The organism is Segetibacter aerophilus, from assembly GCF_007991655.1.
Lineage (GTDB): Bacteria > Bacteroidota > Bacteroidia > Chitinophagales > Chitinophagaceae > Segetibacter > Segetibacter aerophilus.
In genome coordinates, this window is sequence record NZ_BJYT01000027.1 from 1 (window position 1) to 14,026 (window position 14,026).

Below are 14,026 nucleotides of genomic sequence, written 5' to 3' on the forward strand. Positions count from 1 at the left end.
GCCTTACTGGTTCGTCTGACACTTTCGGCGACAGAAGTAATACAGTTGGCGCCTTTGACACGGGGACTTCTGGTGGCTTAACCGGCGCTGCAAGTACACCTGGAAGTTTTAGCGGTAGCACTGGCAGTGACCTTACCGGAAGTACAGATAATACCTTCACTTCAGGTACAGGCAACAATTTTTCTGGTACAACCGGCACCAGTAGCGACAGCAGTACCGGAACAGGTTTCTTAGGAACTGACAGGACTTCCAACGACGAAACTTCAAAAATTCCAATAATAGAAGAAAATCTTGAAGTAGGAAAACGTGAAGTCAGATCAGGAGGAGTTAGACTTCGTAGCCGTATAGTAGAGCGGCCAGTAGAAGAGTCAGTACGTTTGAGAGAAGAGCGCGTTAATGTAGAGAGAAACAGGGTAGACAGGCCTGCTACAGAAGCCGACTTCAATGCTTTTGATGAAAAGGATATTGAAATGGTTGAGCGCACTGAAGTACCTGTTGTTAACAAACAAGCACGTGTAGTAGAAGAAGTAAGTTTAAATAAGGAAGTTAGCGAAAGAAATGAAACTGTAAGCGACACCGTTCGCAAAACAGAAGTAGATGTTACAGACCTGGATAAAGACGATTTAAAAAATAGATCAAATAGCGATTTTTAGAAGATTGGGTGGCGATATTAAAAGAGACTGCTTTAACGCAGTCTCTTTTGTTTTATAGCCATTACCTCAAGCCGCCGCGATTATTTCATTAATACTTCTCTTATTGGCAAGGCTACTCGCTTGTTGTATTAGGTAGAGTAGGATTGGAAATGACAGTGTTGTTATAAATATGTTGTACCTCATGACTGAAGGTGCAAGGAGGACGATAAAGAAAAAATTACCAATATAAAAAGCAGTAAAGCAAAGAAGCGCTTGATTATACAATCGCGGTTCCTTTTTATACTTATCCGAAACGAAATAACCGATGTAACAAAGAATAAAAACCAAATTTATAATAATAGAAATATAGCGCATTGGCTCAAACGCTACTGCATACAAAATAGGATGATGCTTCGGACTCTTGTTGGATTTGTAGTGATAATAACGCTGCGCTACTGCCGCAATCGTGTCATGATCTTCCATATAAGTCTCGTACATTTCGAGAGGTGGAAACAAGTAAGCCTTCAAGTTAGGAACTACGAAATGCTTAACGTAACTCCCCGGATTTTGCAAAATAACAGCCTTTCCAAAATTGTTATAAATGGGCCCAACAGCATTCCATGTTTTAAAATAATAATTACTCCTTCGGGGGTAAACGGTCATATACTTTTTCAGCGGACTGTTTATATGCCACATAAAAACAGCGGTAGCTCCTGAGTCTGGAAAGGTCTGCTTTGTTGTGTCGAACAAATGCATCGTGAAACGAATAAAATCTTTAACTTCTTTATCTTTTATTTTGTTTGTATCTACCTGATCATGTTGCATTACATGAAGTGCATCATTTGCCAGCTGCCACCCGCTGAAAGCTGAAAAGGTTTTAGTGCCTGTAAATTTTTTTGTAACAATAGTAGTCGCATATATAATAGCTCCAATCAAAACAAAACTGGCAGCTATACTTATGGCTTTTTTAAGTACAGCTTGTTTCGACAGCAATATTGCAATAGTAGAAATAGCCGGAAAAAATATAGCGTTATACCTTAGTTCGAATAAACAGAAGAGAACGACAAGTTGTGCAACTGTTAGCCACCATGCGGGCTTATGTAACATCCAGATAAGCAGGGTAAACCATAAGACCGTTAAGCAATTAAAGTAAGGATCAGAAGAAACATAATTGCTATAAAAAAGATAAAAAGGATTAATAACAAGCAATGCGAACAAGAGATATTTAAAAGCCTTTTTGAACTGAAAAAGATAACAAGATGTAAAAAATAAAAACAGGTTTACCAACATGTTGCTAAAAAACTGGCCGGCTATTAAAGCAATATCTGAGGTTGAAAAAAATCTGAAAAAGATCAGGGCTTTACTATATCCTATTGGTCGGAAGGTTATAGGTTGACCGGTGGTTGCACCGCCTACCCACGTATAAGAGTCGGCATAGTAACTTGGAACAGGGTAGACCAAACGAAGGACAATAAAATAAACAATGCTTATTACTAAGGCAGAAAAAAGCCACGGTCTATTTTCTTTTAATGACAGGTATCCTCTAAACGATCCTTGAAAATGATCCATGCTATATCGGTTGTAATAAATTCTGCTATGGTTTCTAGCAAGCCTTTAAAAATTTCAAATTAGAAAGCCTGGCAAGTTAAAACAAAGCGGGAGAGTCGATCTAACTGCAACCTTAATTATCCAAAAACTCAATTATAGACACAAAAACAGCCATAGTAAAAATCACTATGGCTGTTTGCGTTGTTGGCTTTGATTATCCTATGATGGACTTAATGGTTCTTACAGGAATGATCACCCAGTCGGGCCTGTTCTTTAATTCGTAGTTCAGATCGTACAATGCTTTTTCAAGCATATAAGTCTCAACCATCATTTCAAAATCATGTTTGTCTGTTGGAATAAAGGAACTGTTTTTAACCGTTTCGAGATAAGCTTTCATAAAGAAGCCAACCATATAGTGAGCCCATAAGCGAGCAAAAGGAAGCAAGTCATTTATATTTTCCTTCTCCACGTGAGTTGTTTTTAGAAATCCTTCATAGGCCACATTCCTGATTGAACGTATCATTCCTGCAACGTCTCGTAGCGGTGAACGTTTTAATCTTCTGTCGCTAAAGCTTCTGATAGGATCACCACCGAAGTCTGCAATGACTACGTCTTTTCCTGTGGACAGCACCTGGCCAAGGTGGAAGTTTCCATGGATTCTAATCTTTATTACGTCCAGCTTTTTAGCGTAGATCCTCTTTAGCGTTTGCAGGATATCTTCTTTCCTGTTAAAAAGATCCAATAGATCTTGCTTAACTAAATCCGGGTAACTGTTTGCGTCTGGCTTGTTTTCATAGACCTCGCGTACAAGTGATTGCATCGAGGAAAACAATGAACGTTGATAATGCAGTGAGAAGTCTTCCGGAGCAAAGTCTTTAAGGGTTGTGTTGGCTGAAAGAGCAAGATGCATATGCCCTGTTCGTATTCCAATTAAACGAGCTTGCTCGCTGGCATTGCCGCCCAATAAAACCTGTAGTTCCTGCGGTAGTTCATCATATCCAAGTGGATTGGTTAAGGCGCCAAGAGATTGAATGGATGCGAGTTGATCTTTATCACTTGAGAGGATTCTTTCAATAAAATTGTTTACCCGGCTCAACATGAAATTATGCGCATCGCCATGGTTCTCTATTAATACTTGCAACATGCCCAGGGCTATGGTGTCATTTTCAAACTTCCATTCGATAGAACCTGCAAACTTTGGCACGTATTCGAACTTCGCCTTCTCCGATAAATAGCGGGTAATCTCAAGGTCAGGATTAGTCGTAGGATCAATCTTTCTATACATTTTTAGCGAAAAGCCATTATCGTAATTGATAGCTGTAAAACCATCATCTGTATAAATTTTTGATTTTAAATCCGGCAACTGTTCCAGTTGATTTTTCAATTCGTCGTTGCTTGCAAACTCAATCACACTATTGGGTAATTCAATTCCCTGGTGGCTGCCCATTCTTTCTATAAGCAAATGCTGAAGCTCGGGAGTAAATAATGCATCGACAAGAACGCCTTCATCATCTCCCACTTTTAAATGAGCGATGATGGCTTGCGGGCAATTCGTGCCCAGCCTTTGAGCCAACTTCTCCTTTGCAAAAGTCAAAGGCAATTGATAGGACTCAGGCAGACCACTTTCGTAGCGCACCTCGATTAATACCAATAATGTATCACCACCTTCTACGGGGATAGAAGCATAGTTGGTTATAGACATATTGTTGATTGCCTTGCCCTTGCCTGTAAACCAATCTGTCTTGGTAATATAATTAGCTAACACATTATTTTGAAGCTCCTCCAGGTTCCTTGGATTGGTTAATTCGCTCCACGAGCTTATCTCCATTGTTGGAAGTGAATCCGCGTCAATTCCTTCTGCAGCGGTTTTGTGAAGGATGAACCATTCGTAGGCATGCGATCCAAGGGTGAAAAAATAAGGGGTATCTTCTTTGATGATTGGAAACTTATTCTTACTAAATACCTCGATAGGTATAAAGCCTTTAAATGCAGAAAGATCAACTTCTGCCGCTTGCGAATACTTGGAAAGATTTACAATGATGAACAAGGTCTCATCGCGGTAGGTACGCGTGAATGCAAGCACTTTTGGATTGGCAACATTTATAAATTTGAGATCGCCTCGTCCAAAGCCTTTGAACTTTTTTCGCATGCTTATCATGCGCTTCATAAACCAGAACAACGACGAGGTATTGGATCGCTGCATCTCTACATTCACCGACTCATAGTTATAGCCGGGATCAAGGATGACGGGCAGATATAGCTTTTGAGGATTTGATGCAGAAAAACCTGCATTCCTGTCGGGCGACCACTGCATGGGCGTACGAACGCCGTCTCTATCTCCGAGGTAAAAATTGTCGCCCATGCCTATTTCATCTCCATAATAAATAACAGGAGTACCAGGCATTGAAAACAGGAGGCAATTCATTAATTCAATCCTTCTTCTGTTGTTATCCATTAAAGGTGCTAACCGGTGCCGGATGCCAAGATTAATTTTTGCTTTAGGATCTTTTGCGTACACCTTGTACATGTAATCGCGCTCTTCATCAGTCACCATCTCAAGCGTGAGCTCGTCGTGATTGCGAAGGAACATAGCCCATTGGCAATTTTCGGGTATGGCAGGAGTCTGTTCAAAAATATCAGTAATAGGATAGCGGTCTTCCATTTGTAAAGCCATAAACATGCGCGGCATTACAGGAAAGTGGTAGTTCATATGACATTCATCTCCGTCTCCAAAATATGCCGCTGAGTCCTCGGGCCACATATTCGCTTCGGCAAGAAATACTGTTCCCGGGTATTTCTCGTCGACATGAGCGCGCAGCTTTTTTAGGTATGCGTGTGTTTCGGGTAAGTTCTCCCCGTTAGTTCCTTCACGCTCAAATAAGTAGGGAACCGCATCGAGTCGAAAGCCGTCCACTCCCATATCGCACCAGAAATCTAAGATTTTCAAGACCTCTTCCTGCACGAGCGGGCTATCATAATTTAGGTCGGGCTGGTGGTGGAAAAAGCGGTGCCAGTAATATTGTTGTGCAACCGGATCCCACGTCCAGTTACTGGCTTCATAATCTGTAAAAATAATCCGGACGTCTTTCCATTGGTTCGGATCATCGGTCCAAACATAAAAGTCTCTTTCAGGAGAACCTTTTGGGGCTGTTCGCGCTCTTTGAAACCAGGGATGCTGATCGGAAGTGTGATTGATTACTAATTCTGTAATTACCTTAAGGTTTCGTTTATGGGCTTCAGCCATAAACTCTTTAAACTGCTTTATATTTCCATAGCGCGGATTGATGTTGTAATAATCGGCGATATCGTATCCGTCGTCTTTTAGCGGAGATGGATAAAATGGAAGTACCCAAATGGCAGTTACGCCAAGGTCTTGCAGGTAATCCAGCTTTGTCATTAACCCCTGGAAATCTCCTATGCCATCGCCGTTGGCATCGCTAAATGCTTTAATGTGAAGCTCATAAATAATTGCGTCTTTATACCACAGTAATTTATCATCTGTTGAATTATTGGCCATACGTATCTTGTTATTATTAGATCTTGTACCAGCATAATTTGCGTGCCACTGATGTTGGCCCTACGGGGAAGGCCCTTTCAACGGTTGCGGTGATGAAAGCAAACAAGTGGAAATGCTGTTAGAGAAATTATCGATAGATTTGGGCAGTAAAACGCTACTTTCTTTATTCTACAAATTCTCACTTATGAAAAAAATATTCACGGTATCCGTTGCCCTTCTTACATATGTACTTTCGATTGCGCAGCCGCCTTCAGTTCCCGCAACGGCCGGAAGTTCTTTCGGTGAAAAAGTTACTGCTGACAAGGCTATAACCATTGACCAGTTACAAAGTCTTTTGCTCAGTAAAAATGAAGGTAGCAGGAAGGCTGACGTAAAAATAAAGGGTGTTGTTACCGATGTTTGTACGATGGAAGGTTGCTGGATAAAAGTGCAGTCTCCTGATGGAAAGATGATGGTGAAAATGAAAGATCACCAATTTGCAGTTCCTGTGGCGCTGAATGGAAAAACCGTAGTGATAGCGGGGGAAGCAGAAGAGAAGATTACATCAGTTGAGCAACTGAAGCATTTTGCGATGGACGCAGGTAAAAGCAAAGAAGAGATAGCTGCTATAAAAGAGGCAAAAAAAGAAATCGTAATTGATGCGAAGGGAGTACTTGTTTTATAGGCCCTGAGCAAAAATAAAAAAGTACAAGTGAGTGACACAACGATGTCGAATGGGGCGACGATGGCCGGCAACTAAAACTACAAATACCGCTCCTTTAGAATATTTATGTGGTGAAGGATGTGACCAAAAACAACAAAGCAGATCGCAACCGTCGTGTTAGCATGGTCATTCGTTATCCCCGATTGTTGGAGGTGGCCGGGGGTGAAGCTTTTCAACAAAAGATCGGTAGATTTTCTTACAGCCTCAAATTCCTCTAATAAACTTTGCCAGCTTCTCGCCGAAGCATTACTTGCTAAGGCATAAGCGCTTTCATCAAAACCAGGAAGCGGCGTCTTATCATGTCTTGAAATTCTAAGAGCGCGATAGCCGAAAATTCTTTCTGTATCTATAATATGTTGCAGCATTTCTTTAATGCTCCATTTTCCTTCTGCATACTTATAATCAACCTTCCCGGCAGGAATATTTTTGAAAAAATTGAGAATCTCTTTGCTATACCTTTCAACTGCTGCATCCACTGTTTCAGCATGAACGAGGTTAATATAATTCGCGAAATAAGGAGGATAGGTTCCTGCAGCTAGATCAGGCATATTATTTTTTTACCGGAAGGTTTTTGAAGGTAGGTTTTGGTAGTATCTCTTTTTTAATTTCCTTTTTGTCAGGCTGTAAAGTCGTCGCTATTTTAACCGCAGCTAAAGCATTGATCAAGCCTCCTGATGTGCTTAATTCATTAAATGGAACAGTCTCTTTTGTTCCGGGCCGGGTTACTTTAAGGGCAGAATCCACGATAGCAGATTTTTCAATCACGTACTTAACCTGGCTTGCAGAAAGATCAGGAAAATAAGACCGGATAACTGCAGCCACTCCTGCAACAACGGGAGAAGCCATACTTGTCCCCTTCAAAAATCCATATGTGCTTTTACCTGGTAGGGTAGAATATATTTTTACGCCGGGTGCAAAAACATCGACGGTAGACTTGCCATAGTTGCTGAAATCAGCCACATAATCGCCACTTACTTTCGGATCGCTGCTCGCGCCTACTGTGATGAAGTTTGATGCTTTTCTATGCAAAACCTTCAATTCGGGATTAGGGAAATTGCCGGTGGTATCAGTGTTTTCTCCATCGTTTCCTGCTGCATGAATAATTAAGACGTCTTTCAACTCAGCATACCTAACTGCATCGTCCACCCAATTTTTCTCTGGTGACAAGCCCTTGCCAAAACTCATGTTGATCACTTTCGCGCCGTTATCAACTGCATATTTAATTGCCAGCGCTATGTCTTTATCGTATTCATCACCATCAGGAACCGCCCTGATCATCATAACCTTTACATTCTGCGCAACCCCATCAGCACCAATTCCGTTGTCTCGCTGAGCGCCGATAATTCCCGCCACGTGAGTACCGTGCATAGGCGAAGGACCCATCACATCGCTGTTACCGTAGAAGCGGTCGTTGATGTTTTTATAGTTGTCTTTTACTATCTCGGCGCGATAATTTTCTGGTGCTTTTTCTTTGGCGTCCTGGGCTCTCTTCTTTTCCTCAATATATTCCTCCAACTCCTTAAAAACGGTAGTATTTGTATCCTCGCTATCTATACCCGTCAGTTTTATAAAGTTGATGTACCCCAATTTCGCTCTTTGAGCAGCCGGAGTAGCCGCAGTAAATTTTTCCAGGTCAGCAACAGTAAAAGTGTCCTTTTTCATTTCATCCCGTAGCACCTTTTCATGCTTCTTAACAGCTTTGTAGGCCATCTCAAGAAACATCAGTTCCATCTGCTCTTCAGGTTTACCGATCACTATTTTAGATGCTTGTTTCCAAAGCTCATATTCCTCTTTGTCGTCGCCTGACAGGCTAGCCATGTCGAGAGTCTTATTGTCGAACTTGCTTTTGTATCGATGGTAAATGCGTGTTGCTTCAGCTGATTCAGTTTTTACATTCCGACCATCTTTGCCACCTAAAAAGTTCCAACCGTATACGTCATCCACATAACCGTTACCGTCCTCGTCTTTGCCATTTCCGGGAATCTCCTTGGGATTTCTCCAAAGTATATTCTTAAGGTCTTCGTTAGTTGTATCAACGCCACTATCAATTACAGCAACAATTACCGGCTTGCTCTTTCTGCCCTTTAAAAAATCGTATGTTTTATTTATACTAATTCCATGAAAGCTATCGGAGGTAGCATCCTTTAAATGCCAGCCCTTGAGGGGATCTTGTCCGTAAACAATAGAAGAAATAGATATGAACCCTAACAGAAAAACTTTTTTCACACTATGCATATTAAACGATCGTATTTAGGAATATACAAATCTCTGCAAAGTTTTAATCAAAAAGAGGGGTATTTTAATTTTAGGAATTAATTATTAGGCAAGCGTTGGTGTCATCGATGTGGCTTCACTTGCGGCGCTCCGTTCATCGCTATCTTTTCAATTGTACTTTTTTTAAATCTCTCTGGCGGTTCCAAAAAGGTTTTAGTAGAAATTAAACTTCACCTGCATTTTTTAATTCCCCTGATTAACTCCAAATGATTTGATTCATTTAAACTATTCATTATATTTCGAATACTATCCTTCAAAGAACATCTCAAGTTCAACAATCAGAGTCTCACGCAAAGTTTACCGAAACAATCTTACTAAGGCACCCTTAACAATCTTGATATGAAATATTGTCTGGTTTCTATGTTTTCGCTACTGTTTTTGTGTTTTAGTAAATTGTCTTCAGGGCAGTATTACAACAACCTCTTTTCTTACGAGTTTGCAATAGGCGTGGGAGCCATGAATTGTATTACAGACATTGGAGGATCAAATAGCGACAAGACTTATTATGTCAACGAAATCAGGTTGAAGAACACAAAGCCCTCCTTCAGTATTTCTGCAGGAGCGATGTATCAAAATCTACTTGGACTAAGATTAGAAGGCACTTGGGGAGCAGTTCAATCGGCAGATCGCGACATTGATGGAACGTCAGTAAACGCGAAGTCGAAGACGGTAAGAAATCTTAGTTTTAGAAGTAAGATTTCCGAGGTTAGCCTGCTTGCCGAATTCCACCCGCTTTTATTGTTTGACTATAAATATCCGCCTTTATGGTCTCCATACGTTATTGCGGGAGTCGGCATTTTTTCATTCAAACCGCAAGCTCTATTACACAACGACTATATTGACTTGCCGCCGCTCTGTACGGAAGGCCAGGGGTTTTTTGAATACAGAGACTCGAAGCCATATTCGACCACACAGTTTAATATTCCTGTAGGTATTGGCCTTAGATACGAGGCTTCTGACGCTGTCAATCTTAGGCTTGAGTTTAGTCACCGTATTCTCTTTACTGATTATCTCGACGATGCTCATAGCCCCGGTTTTGTCGACGCAGAAATCTTTAGACAATATCTCGATGTCGCTAACGCAGGTAACGCCCAACAATTATATAACAGGAGTTTAGATGGCTTGGTTCCGGCAAGGAGAGGTAATCCCGGAAACAATGATGCTTATATGTCGATCTCCTTTAAAGTAGGATTGGTGCTAAGAAGAAAAGCACGGTATTAGAAACAGTAGCCAACAGAAAGCCAAACCTGCACATCTATGTAACCCTTAGCATCGTCATATGGGTTCAATCGTTTTGGATGTATATACCGTCCATACCCGAGGCTACCTTGCACGTCTATAACTATGTTGCTTTTTGTGAAGTATGCGAAGCCTACAGAGCCTCCTCCCCTAATCGAATTGGCATGAAAGTCTCTCGAGGAAATGCCGAAAAAACCAGTGTTATTTACGGTCCCTTGATTTACTATGTTTCTTTTTAACGTGCCTAGATAAACGCCGGCGTATCGGTTCACCTCACGGTATTGTAGTTCAGTAAAATATTTTTTCGTCCTTAGCAGAAATCCATTGAAGTCGTAGTGGTCAGCAAGTATAAAATTCTCAAAAGTTCCTTGTACAAAAGATCCTTCTAGTGTAACAGTGCTGGTTAGCGCTTTCTCTATAGAAAGTGTCGGCCTTTTGAAAAAAGCGTTTAAGAGATTTGTCTTAACCATAACCCTCTTTGTTAGCGGCCTTGTGCTTTGTGCCTGGGATGAAAGCAAGACAATTAAACCCAGAATAAGAAGGCCTAAAATTTTTTGATAGGGCATGAGGTTCAGCATTTTGAAGAGCGATAATGATGAATAGAACTAGTAAGATCTATCAACATAGACGTTAGAAAGTATTTACAGTTGCTTGCTTGAAATGGTCAACTGTCTAAACGAAAGAATACCGATAAAAGAAATGGAACAAGTAACAGTACCAACCTCTTTTATTTTTTAAATTTGAGTTGTGGAGGGATAAGATAAATATTATTTTAAAACACGATTATGCCAACACTACATCTGCTAATAAAAGGAAAAGTGCAGGGCGTCTTTTACAGGGCTACAGCAAAAGAAATCGCCAACGAACTAGGTATAACGGGATGGATAAAAAACACAAATGAAGGTGATGTGGAAGCCGTTGTAACAGGAAGCCAAGATCAATTGCAAGCGTTTGCCACTTGGTGCAGAACTGGTCCGGAAAGAGCAAATGTATCAGAAGTAATTTCCGAAGAAGTGAAAGAAGAAAAGTTTAAAGATTTCTCCGTTATAAGGCAAAGAGTTTGACCGGTTTCGCCTAAAATATTGCTAGCAGAACTTTTCCGCTTTTTCAGAAAGCCTAATAGAATCATTAAAAGTACAAGGGTGCGACGCAACAAAAGCAGAAAATATACACTAGTGCTTGAATCCAAATAAAAGAAAAGCCGAACCTTTAACAGGTCCGGCTATAAAAACTTTTAATTTTTTTCGATACTAGTCTCTGCTACCAAGTCTGCTTAACAACTTAAGCATCTCGACATACAACCATACGATAGTAACCATCAGTGCAAACGCGCAATACCATTCCATGTATTTAGGAGCGCCCATTTCTGCACCTTGTTCTATCATGTCAAAATCTATGATCAGGTTTAAGGCTGCAATGGCCACCACAAACAGGCTGATACCTATTCCAAGCATGCTTCCGTTGCCCATCATCATGAAGTCCATGCGAACTCCGAACATACTTACAATCCACGTGATGAGGTAAAAAATAGCGATACCCGCAGTTGCCGTCAAAAGAATAGATTTAAACCTTTGAGTTGGCCTGATGATGCGGAAGTTGTACAACAAGAACATTGCTACAGCCACCCCAAGTGTTAGCCCTACAGACTGAATCACAATTCCCGGGTACTTCTTCGCAAACATTTCGTTTACTATTGCGGAAATAGCCCCGATAAAAAGACCTTCGAGCAAGCCGTATAGTGGCGCCAGGTAAGGTGCCCACGTTTGCTTAAAGCTAATAACAAGAGCGGTAATTAAGCCTCCAAAAACGCCCACCATCATTAGGGGCATCATGGTTTGAGCCTTGCCCTGGTAGTATAAGTGCCATGTAAAAGCGGCGCCGGCAATAACCATTAAAAAAAGAAAACCAAACTTGTTCATTGCTCCCCGCGCAGTCATCACACCTTGTTGCTGATCTGAGACCGTTGTATTAAAAATCTTCGCTGATAACGTCGGATTTCCTGATTTAAAAAGTGCCATTTCTATTGATTTTTGTTTTAGTAAAATTCAATAACAAATATAAATAAGTCCTTGTTATCGTATTGAAAAAGTTAGCGTGTTTAGGCTCTTTTTCAGCTAGTCAAACCCACTTTTGAGGGCCGTTTAAAATCACTTTTAATGCTACTCTTAGTTGTAGTACTTTTGTAAAATTGCTTAAATTGTACGACAATAAGTTTTAAAAATGATTACTACAGAAGAAGTTTTACAGGACGTAGTTATAAAGTTTGCAGGCGATAGCGGAGATGGAATGCAGTTGACTGGAAGCCAGTTTACCAACAACACCGCGATGCTCGGTATTGATCTTGCCACCTTTCCCGATTTCCCTGCTGAGATACGTGCGCCAATAGGTACTCTACCGGGTGTGAGTGGCTTTCAATTACACTTTAGCAGCAACAGAATTTTTACGCCGGGCGATGATTGTGATGTACTGGTGGCAATGAATGCGGCGGCTTTGAAAGTAAATGTAAAAAACCTAAAAAAGGGCGGGAAAATAATAGTCAATACCGATGGTTTTGATGCAAGAAATTTGAGACTTGCCAACTATCCTGACGGGATAAACCCACTTGAAGATGAAAGCCTGACCAATTATGAAGTCATAAAAATAGATGTGACTAAACTTACCCGTGAAGCACTGAAAGATTTCGAAATGGGTACGAAAGAAAAAGACCGTGCAAAGAACATGTTCGTACTCGGCTTTTTGTACTGGATGTATAACCGCAACATGGACAACACCATCAACTTTTTAACAGAGAAGTTTGGCAAGAAAGACACCATTTTGCAGAGTAACATTAAGGCACTTCAAGCTGGCTATAATTACGCTGATACTACCGAAACTTTCACAACCCGTTTTAGTGTTGAGAAAGCCAGGATGGTGAAGGGTAACTACCGCAACATCATGGGTAACCAGGCGTTGAGCTATGGATTAATTGCGGCCAGCCAAAAAAGTGGTTTGCAACTATTTTTAGGTTCATACCCTATTACCCCCGCTTCCGACATTTTGCATGAATTAAGCAAGCATAAGGCGTTTGGAATTAAAACTTTCCAGGCGGAGGATGAGATCGCTGCGATTACGTCAGCAATTGGAGCGAGTTATGGAGGCTCTTTAGGTGTGACCACCACATCAGGACCGGGCATGGCCTTGAAGGCTGAAGCCATGGGACTAGCAATTATGCTCGAAATTCCTTTATTGATCATAAACGTTCAAAGGGGTGGACCGTCTACCGGCCTGCCAACAAAAACCGAACAAAGTGATTTGCTACAGGCATACTACGGCAGAAATGGGGAAAGTCCGATGCCTGTTATTTCAGCGTCTACGCCGAGTGACTGTTTCGGCGCTGTGTACGAAGCGGTAAGAATTGCAGTTCAACATATGACGCCTGTTATTTTGCTAAGCGATGGTTTTATTGCAAATGGTTCTGAACCGTGGAAGTTTCCAAAGAGTGATGATTTGCACAAGATTGAGGTGAAGTTTAAGACAGAGCTTGGGGACCATGAAGAAAAATTTCAGCCCTACCTGCGCGACGAGAAACTAGTTCGTCCCTGGGCTATTCCCGGAACTGCCGGTTTGGAACATCGGGTGGGTGGTATTGAAAAGCAAAATATAACGGGTAATGTCAGCTACGATCCCGACAACCACCAACTGATGGTGAAAATAAGAGAAGAGAAAGTTGAGAAAATAGCTCAGTTCATTCCTGAACAGAAGTTAGACAACGGACTGGAAAAAGGCAAGGTGCTAATCTTAGGTTGGGGAAGTACGTATGGCGCTATCAAAAGTGCCGTGAATGAATTGCTCGCTGAAGGATACGAAGTTGCTCATGCACACTTACGTTATGTGCGGCCTTTTCCAAAAAACCTTGGAGACATTTTGAAGAACTATGAACACGTATTAATCCCCGAAATAAACAACGGCCAGTTAATTAAAATTATCAGGGACAAGTTCTTGATAGATGCCAAAGGTTATAACAAGATAATGGGAATACCCATTACCAAAGGTGAGATCATAGATGAGGTGAAAAAGATAATTGAGGAAGAATAATTTTTTCTCATAAAAACATCAAAAGCCACTGGAACGTGG

11 protein-coding genes are annotated in these 14,026 nt (G+C 41.1%); 5 read left to right on the forward strand and 6 right to left on the reverse strand.

Annotated elements, in window-relative coordinates; genetic code table 11:
* Positions 1–653: YsnF/AvaK domain-containing protein (locus SAE01_RS21100; protein ID WP_147205799.1), on the forward strand; the 653-nt coding region annotated here is incomplete at its 5' end.
* A gap of 66 nt (positions 654–719) precedes the next feature.
* Here SAE01_RS21100 and SAE01_RS21105 read toward each other — a convergent pair.
* Together SAE01_RS21105 and treS are read right to left on the reverse strand one after the other, a co-directional pair.
* Positions 720–2,201, reverse strand: coding sequence for a hypothetical protein (locus SAE01_RS21105; RefSeq protein ID WP_147205800.1), 1,482 nt, complete (start codon positions 2,199–2,201; stop codon positions 720–722).
* Between the two features lie 193 nt (positions 2,202–2,394).
* Positions 2,395–5,697: a maltose alpha-D-glucosyltransferase gene (gene treS, locus SAE01_RS21110; RefSeq protein WP_147205801.1), complete on the reverse strand. Its 3,303-nt coding sequence runs from the start codon at positions 5,695–5,697 to the stop codon at positions 2,395–2,397.
* Between the two features lie 184 nt (positions 5,698–5,881).
* Between treS and SAE01_RS21115 the strand changes: the two genes are divergently transcribed.
* Entirely contained in the window at positions 5,882–6,361 is a 480-nt protein-coding gene (locus SAE01_RS21115; protein ID WP_170234229.1) for a DUF4920 domain-containing protein, read from the forward strand.
* A gap of 77 nt (positions 6,362–6,438) precedes the next feature.
* On the opposite strand, the gene SAE01_RS21120 is transcribed toward SAE01_RS21115, so the two are convergent.
* Together SAE01_RS21120 and SAE01_RS21125 are read right to left on the reverse strand one after the other, a co-directional pair.
* On the reverse strand, positions 6,439–6,948 hold the full coding sequence (locus SAE01_RS21120; RefSeq protein ID WP_147205803.1) for a DinB family protein: 510 nt from the start codon (positions 6,946–6,948) through the stop codon (positions 6,439–6,441).
* A gap of 1 nt (position 6,949) precedes the next feature.
* The gene (locus SAE01_RS21125; RefSeq protein WP_147205804.1) at positions 6,950–8,635 is read right to left on the reverse strand and encodes a S8 family peptidase; all 1,686 of its coding nucleotides are present in this window, start codon (positions 8,633–8,635) and stop codon (positions 6,950–6,952) included.
* A 378-nt stretch (positions 8,636–9,013) separates the two neighbouring features.
* On the opposite strand from SAE01_RS21125, the gene SAE01_RS21130 reads away from it, so the two are divergent.
* Positions 9,014–9,895: a DUF6089 family protein gene (locus SAE01_RS21130; RefSeq protein WP_147205805.1), complete on the forward strand. Its 882-nt coding sequence runs from the start codon at positions 9,014–9,016 to the stop codon at positions 9,893–9,895.
* Here the strand turns inward: SAE01_RS21130 and SAE01_RS21135 are convergent.
* Positions 9,892–10,479, reverse strand: a complete 588-nt coding sequence (locus tag SAE01_RS21135) for a DUF3575 domain-containing protein (protein WP_170234230.1) — start codon at positions 10,477–10,479, stop codon at positions 9,892–9,894. The genes SAE01_RS21130 and SAE01_RS21135 overlap by 4 nt on opposite strands.
* A gap of 219 nt (positions 10,480–10,698) precedes the next feature.
* Here SAE01_RS21135 and SAE01_RS21140 point away from each other — a divergent pair, with 219 nt between their 5' ends.
* Complete coding sequence (locus SAE01_RS21140) at positions 10,699–10,977, forward strand: acylphosphatase (protein WP_147205807.1); 279 nt, start codon at positions 10,699–10,701, stop codon at positions 10,975–10,977.
* A gap of 186 nt (positions 10,978–11,163) precedes the next feature.
* On the opposite strand, the gene SAE01_RS21145 is transcribed toward SAE01_RS21140, so the two are convergent.
* A complete protein-coding gene (locus SAE01_RS21145; protein ID WP_147205808.1) occupies positions 11,164–11,931 on the reverse strand; it encodes a Bax inhibitor-1/YccA family protein in 768 nt (255 codons plus the stop codon).
* Positions 11,932–12,133: 202 nt separating this feature from the next.
* On the opposite strand from SAE01_RS21145, the gene SAE01_RS21150 reads away from it, so the two are divergent.
* Positions 12,134–13,987 carry a 2-oxoacid:acceptor oxidoreductase subunit alpha gene (locus SAE01_RS21150; RefSeq protein WP_147205809.1) on the forward strand — a complete coding sequence of 618 codons (1,854 nt, stop codon included), beginning with the start codon at positions 12,134–12,136 and terminating at the stop codon, positions 13,985–13,987.
* The last annotated feature ends 39 nt before the right edge of the window (positions 13,988–14,026 follow it).

Bases quoted from the DNA above. Each gene is read 5' to 3' on its own strand.
- SAE01_RS21140 (WP_147205807.1), top strand. From the start codon at position 10,699: ATGCCAACACTACATCTGCTAATAAAAGGAAAAGTGCAGGGCGTCTTT.
- SAE01_RS21135 (WP_170234230.1), bottom strand. From the start codon at position 10,479: ATGCCCTATCAAAAAATTTTAGGCCTTCTTATTCTGGGTTTAATTGTC.
- SAE01_RS21150 (WP_147205809.1), top strand. From the start codon at position 12,134: ATGATTACTACAGAAGAAGTTTTACAGGACGTAGTTATAAAGTTTGCA.
- SAE01_RS21145 (WP_147205808.1), bottom strand. From the start codon at position 11,931: ATGGCACTTTTTAAATCAGGAAATCCGACGTTATCAGCGAAGATTTTT.
- SAE01_RS21115 (WP_170234229.1), top strand. From the start codon at position 5,882: ATGAAAAAAATATTCACGGTATCCGTTGCCCTTCTTACATATGTACTT.
- SAE01_RS21120 (WP_147205803.1), bottom strand. From the start codon at position 6,948: ATGCCTGATCTAGCTGCAGGAACCTATCCTCCTTATTTCGCGAATTAT.
- treS (WP_147205801.1), bottom strand. From the start codon at position 5,697: ATGGCCAATAATTCAACAGATGATAAATTACTGTGGTATAAAGACGCA.
- SAE01_RS21105 (WP_147205800.1), bottom strand. From the start codon at position 2,201: ATGGATCATTTTCAAGGATCGTTTAGAGGATACCTGTCATTAAAAGAA.
- SAE01_RS21130 (WP_147205805.1), top strand. From the start codon at position 9,014: ATGAAATATTGTCTGGTTTCTATGTTTTCGCTACTGTTTTTGTGTTTT.
- SAE01_RS21125 (WP_147205804.1), bottom strand. From the start codon at position 8,635: ATGCATAGTGTGAAAAAAGTTTTTCTGTTAGGGTTCATATCTATTTCT.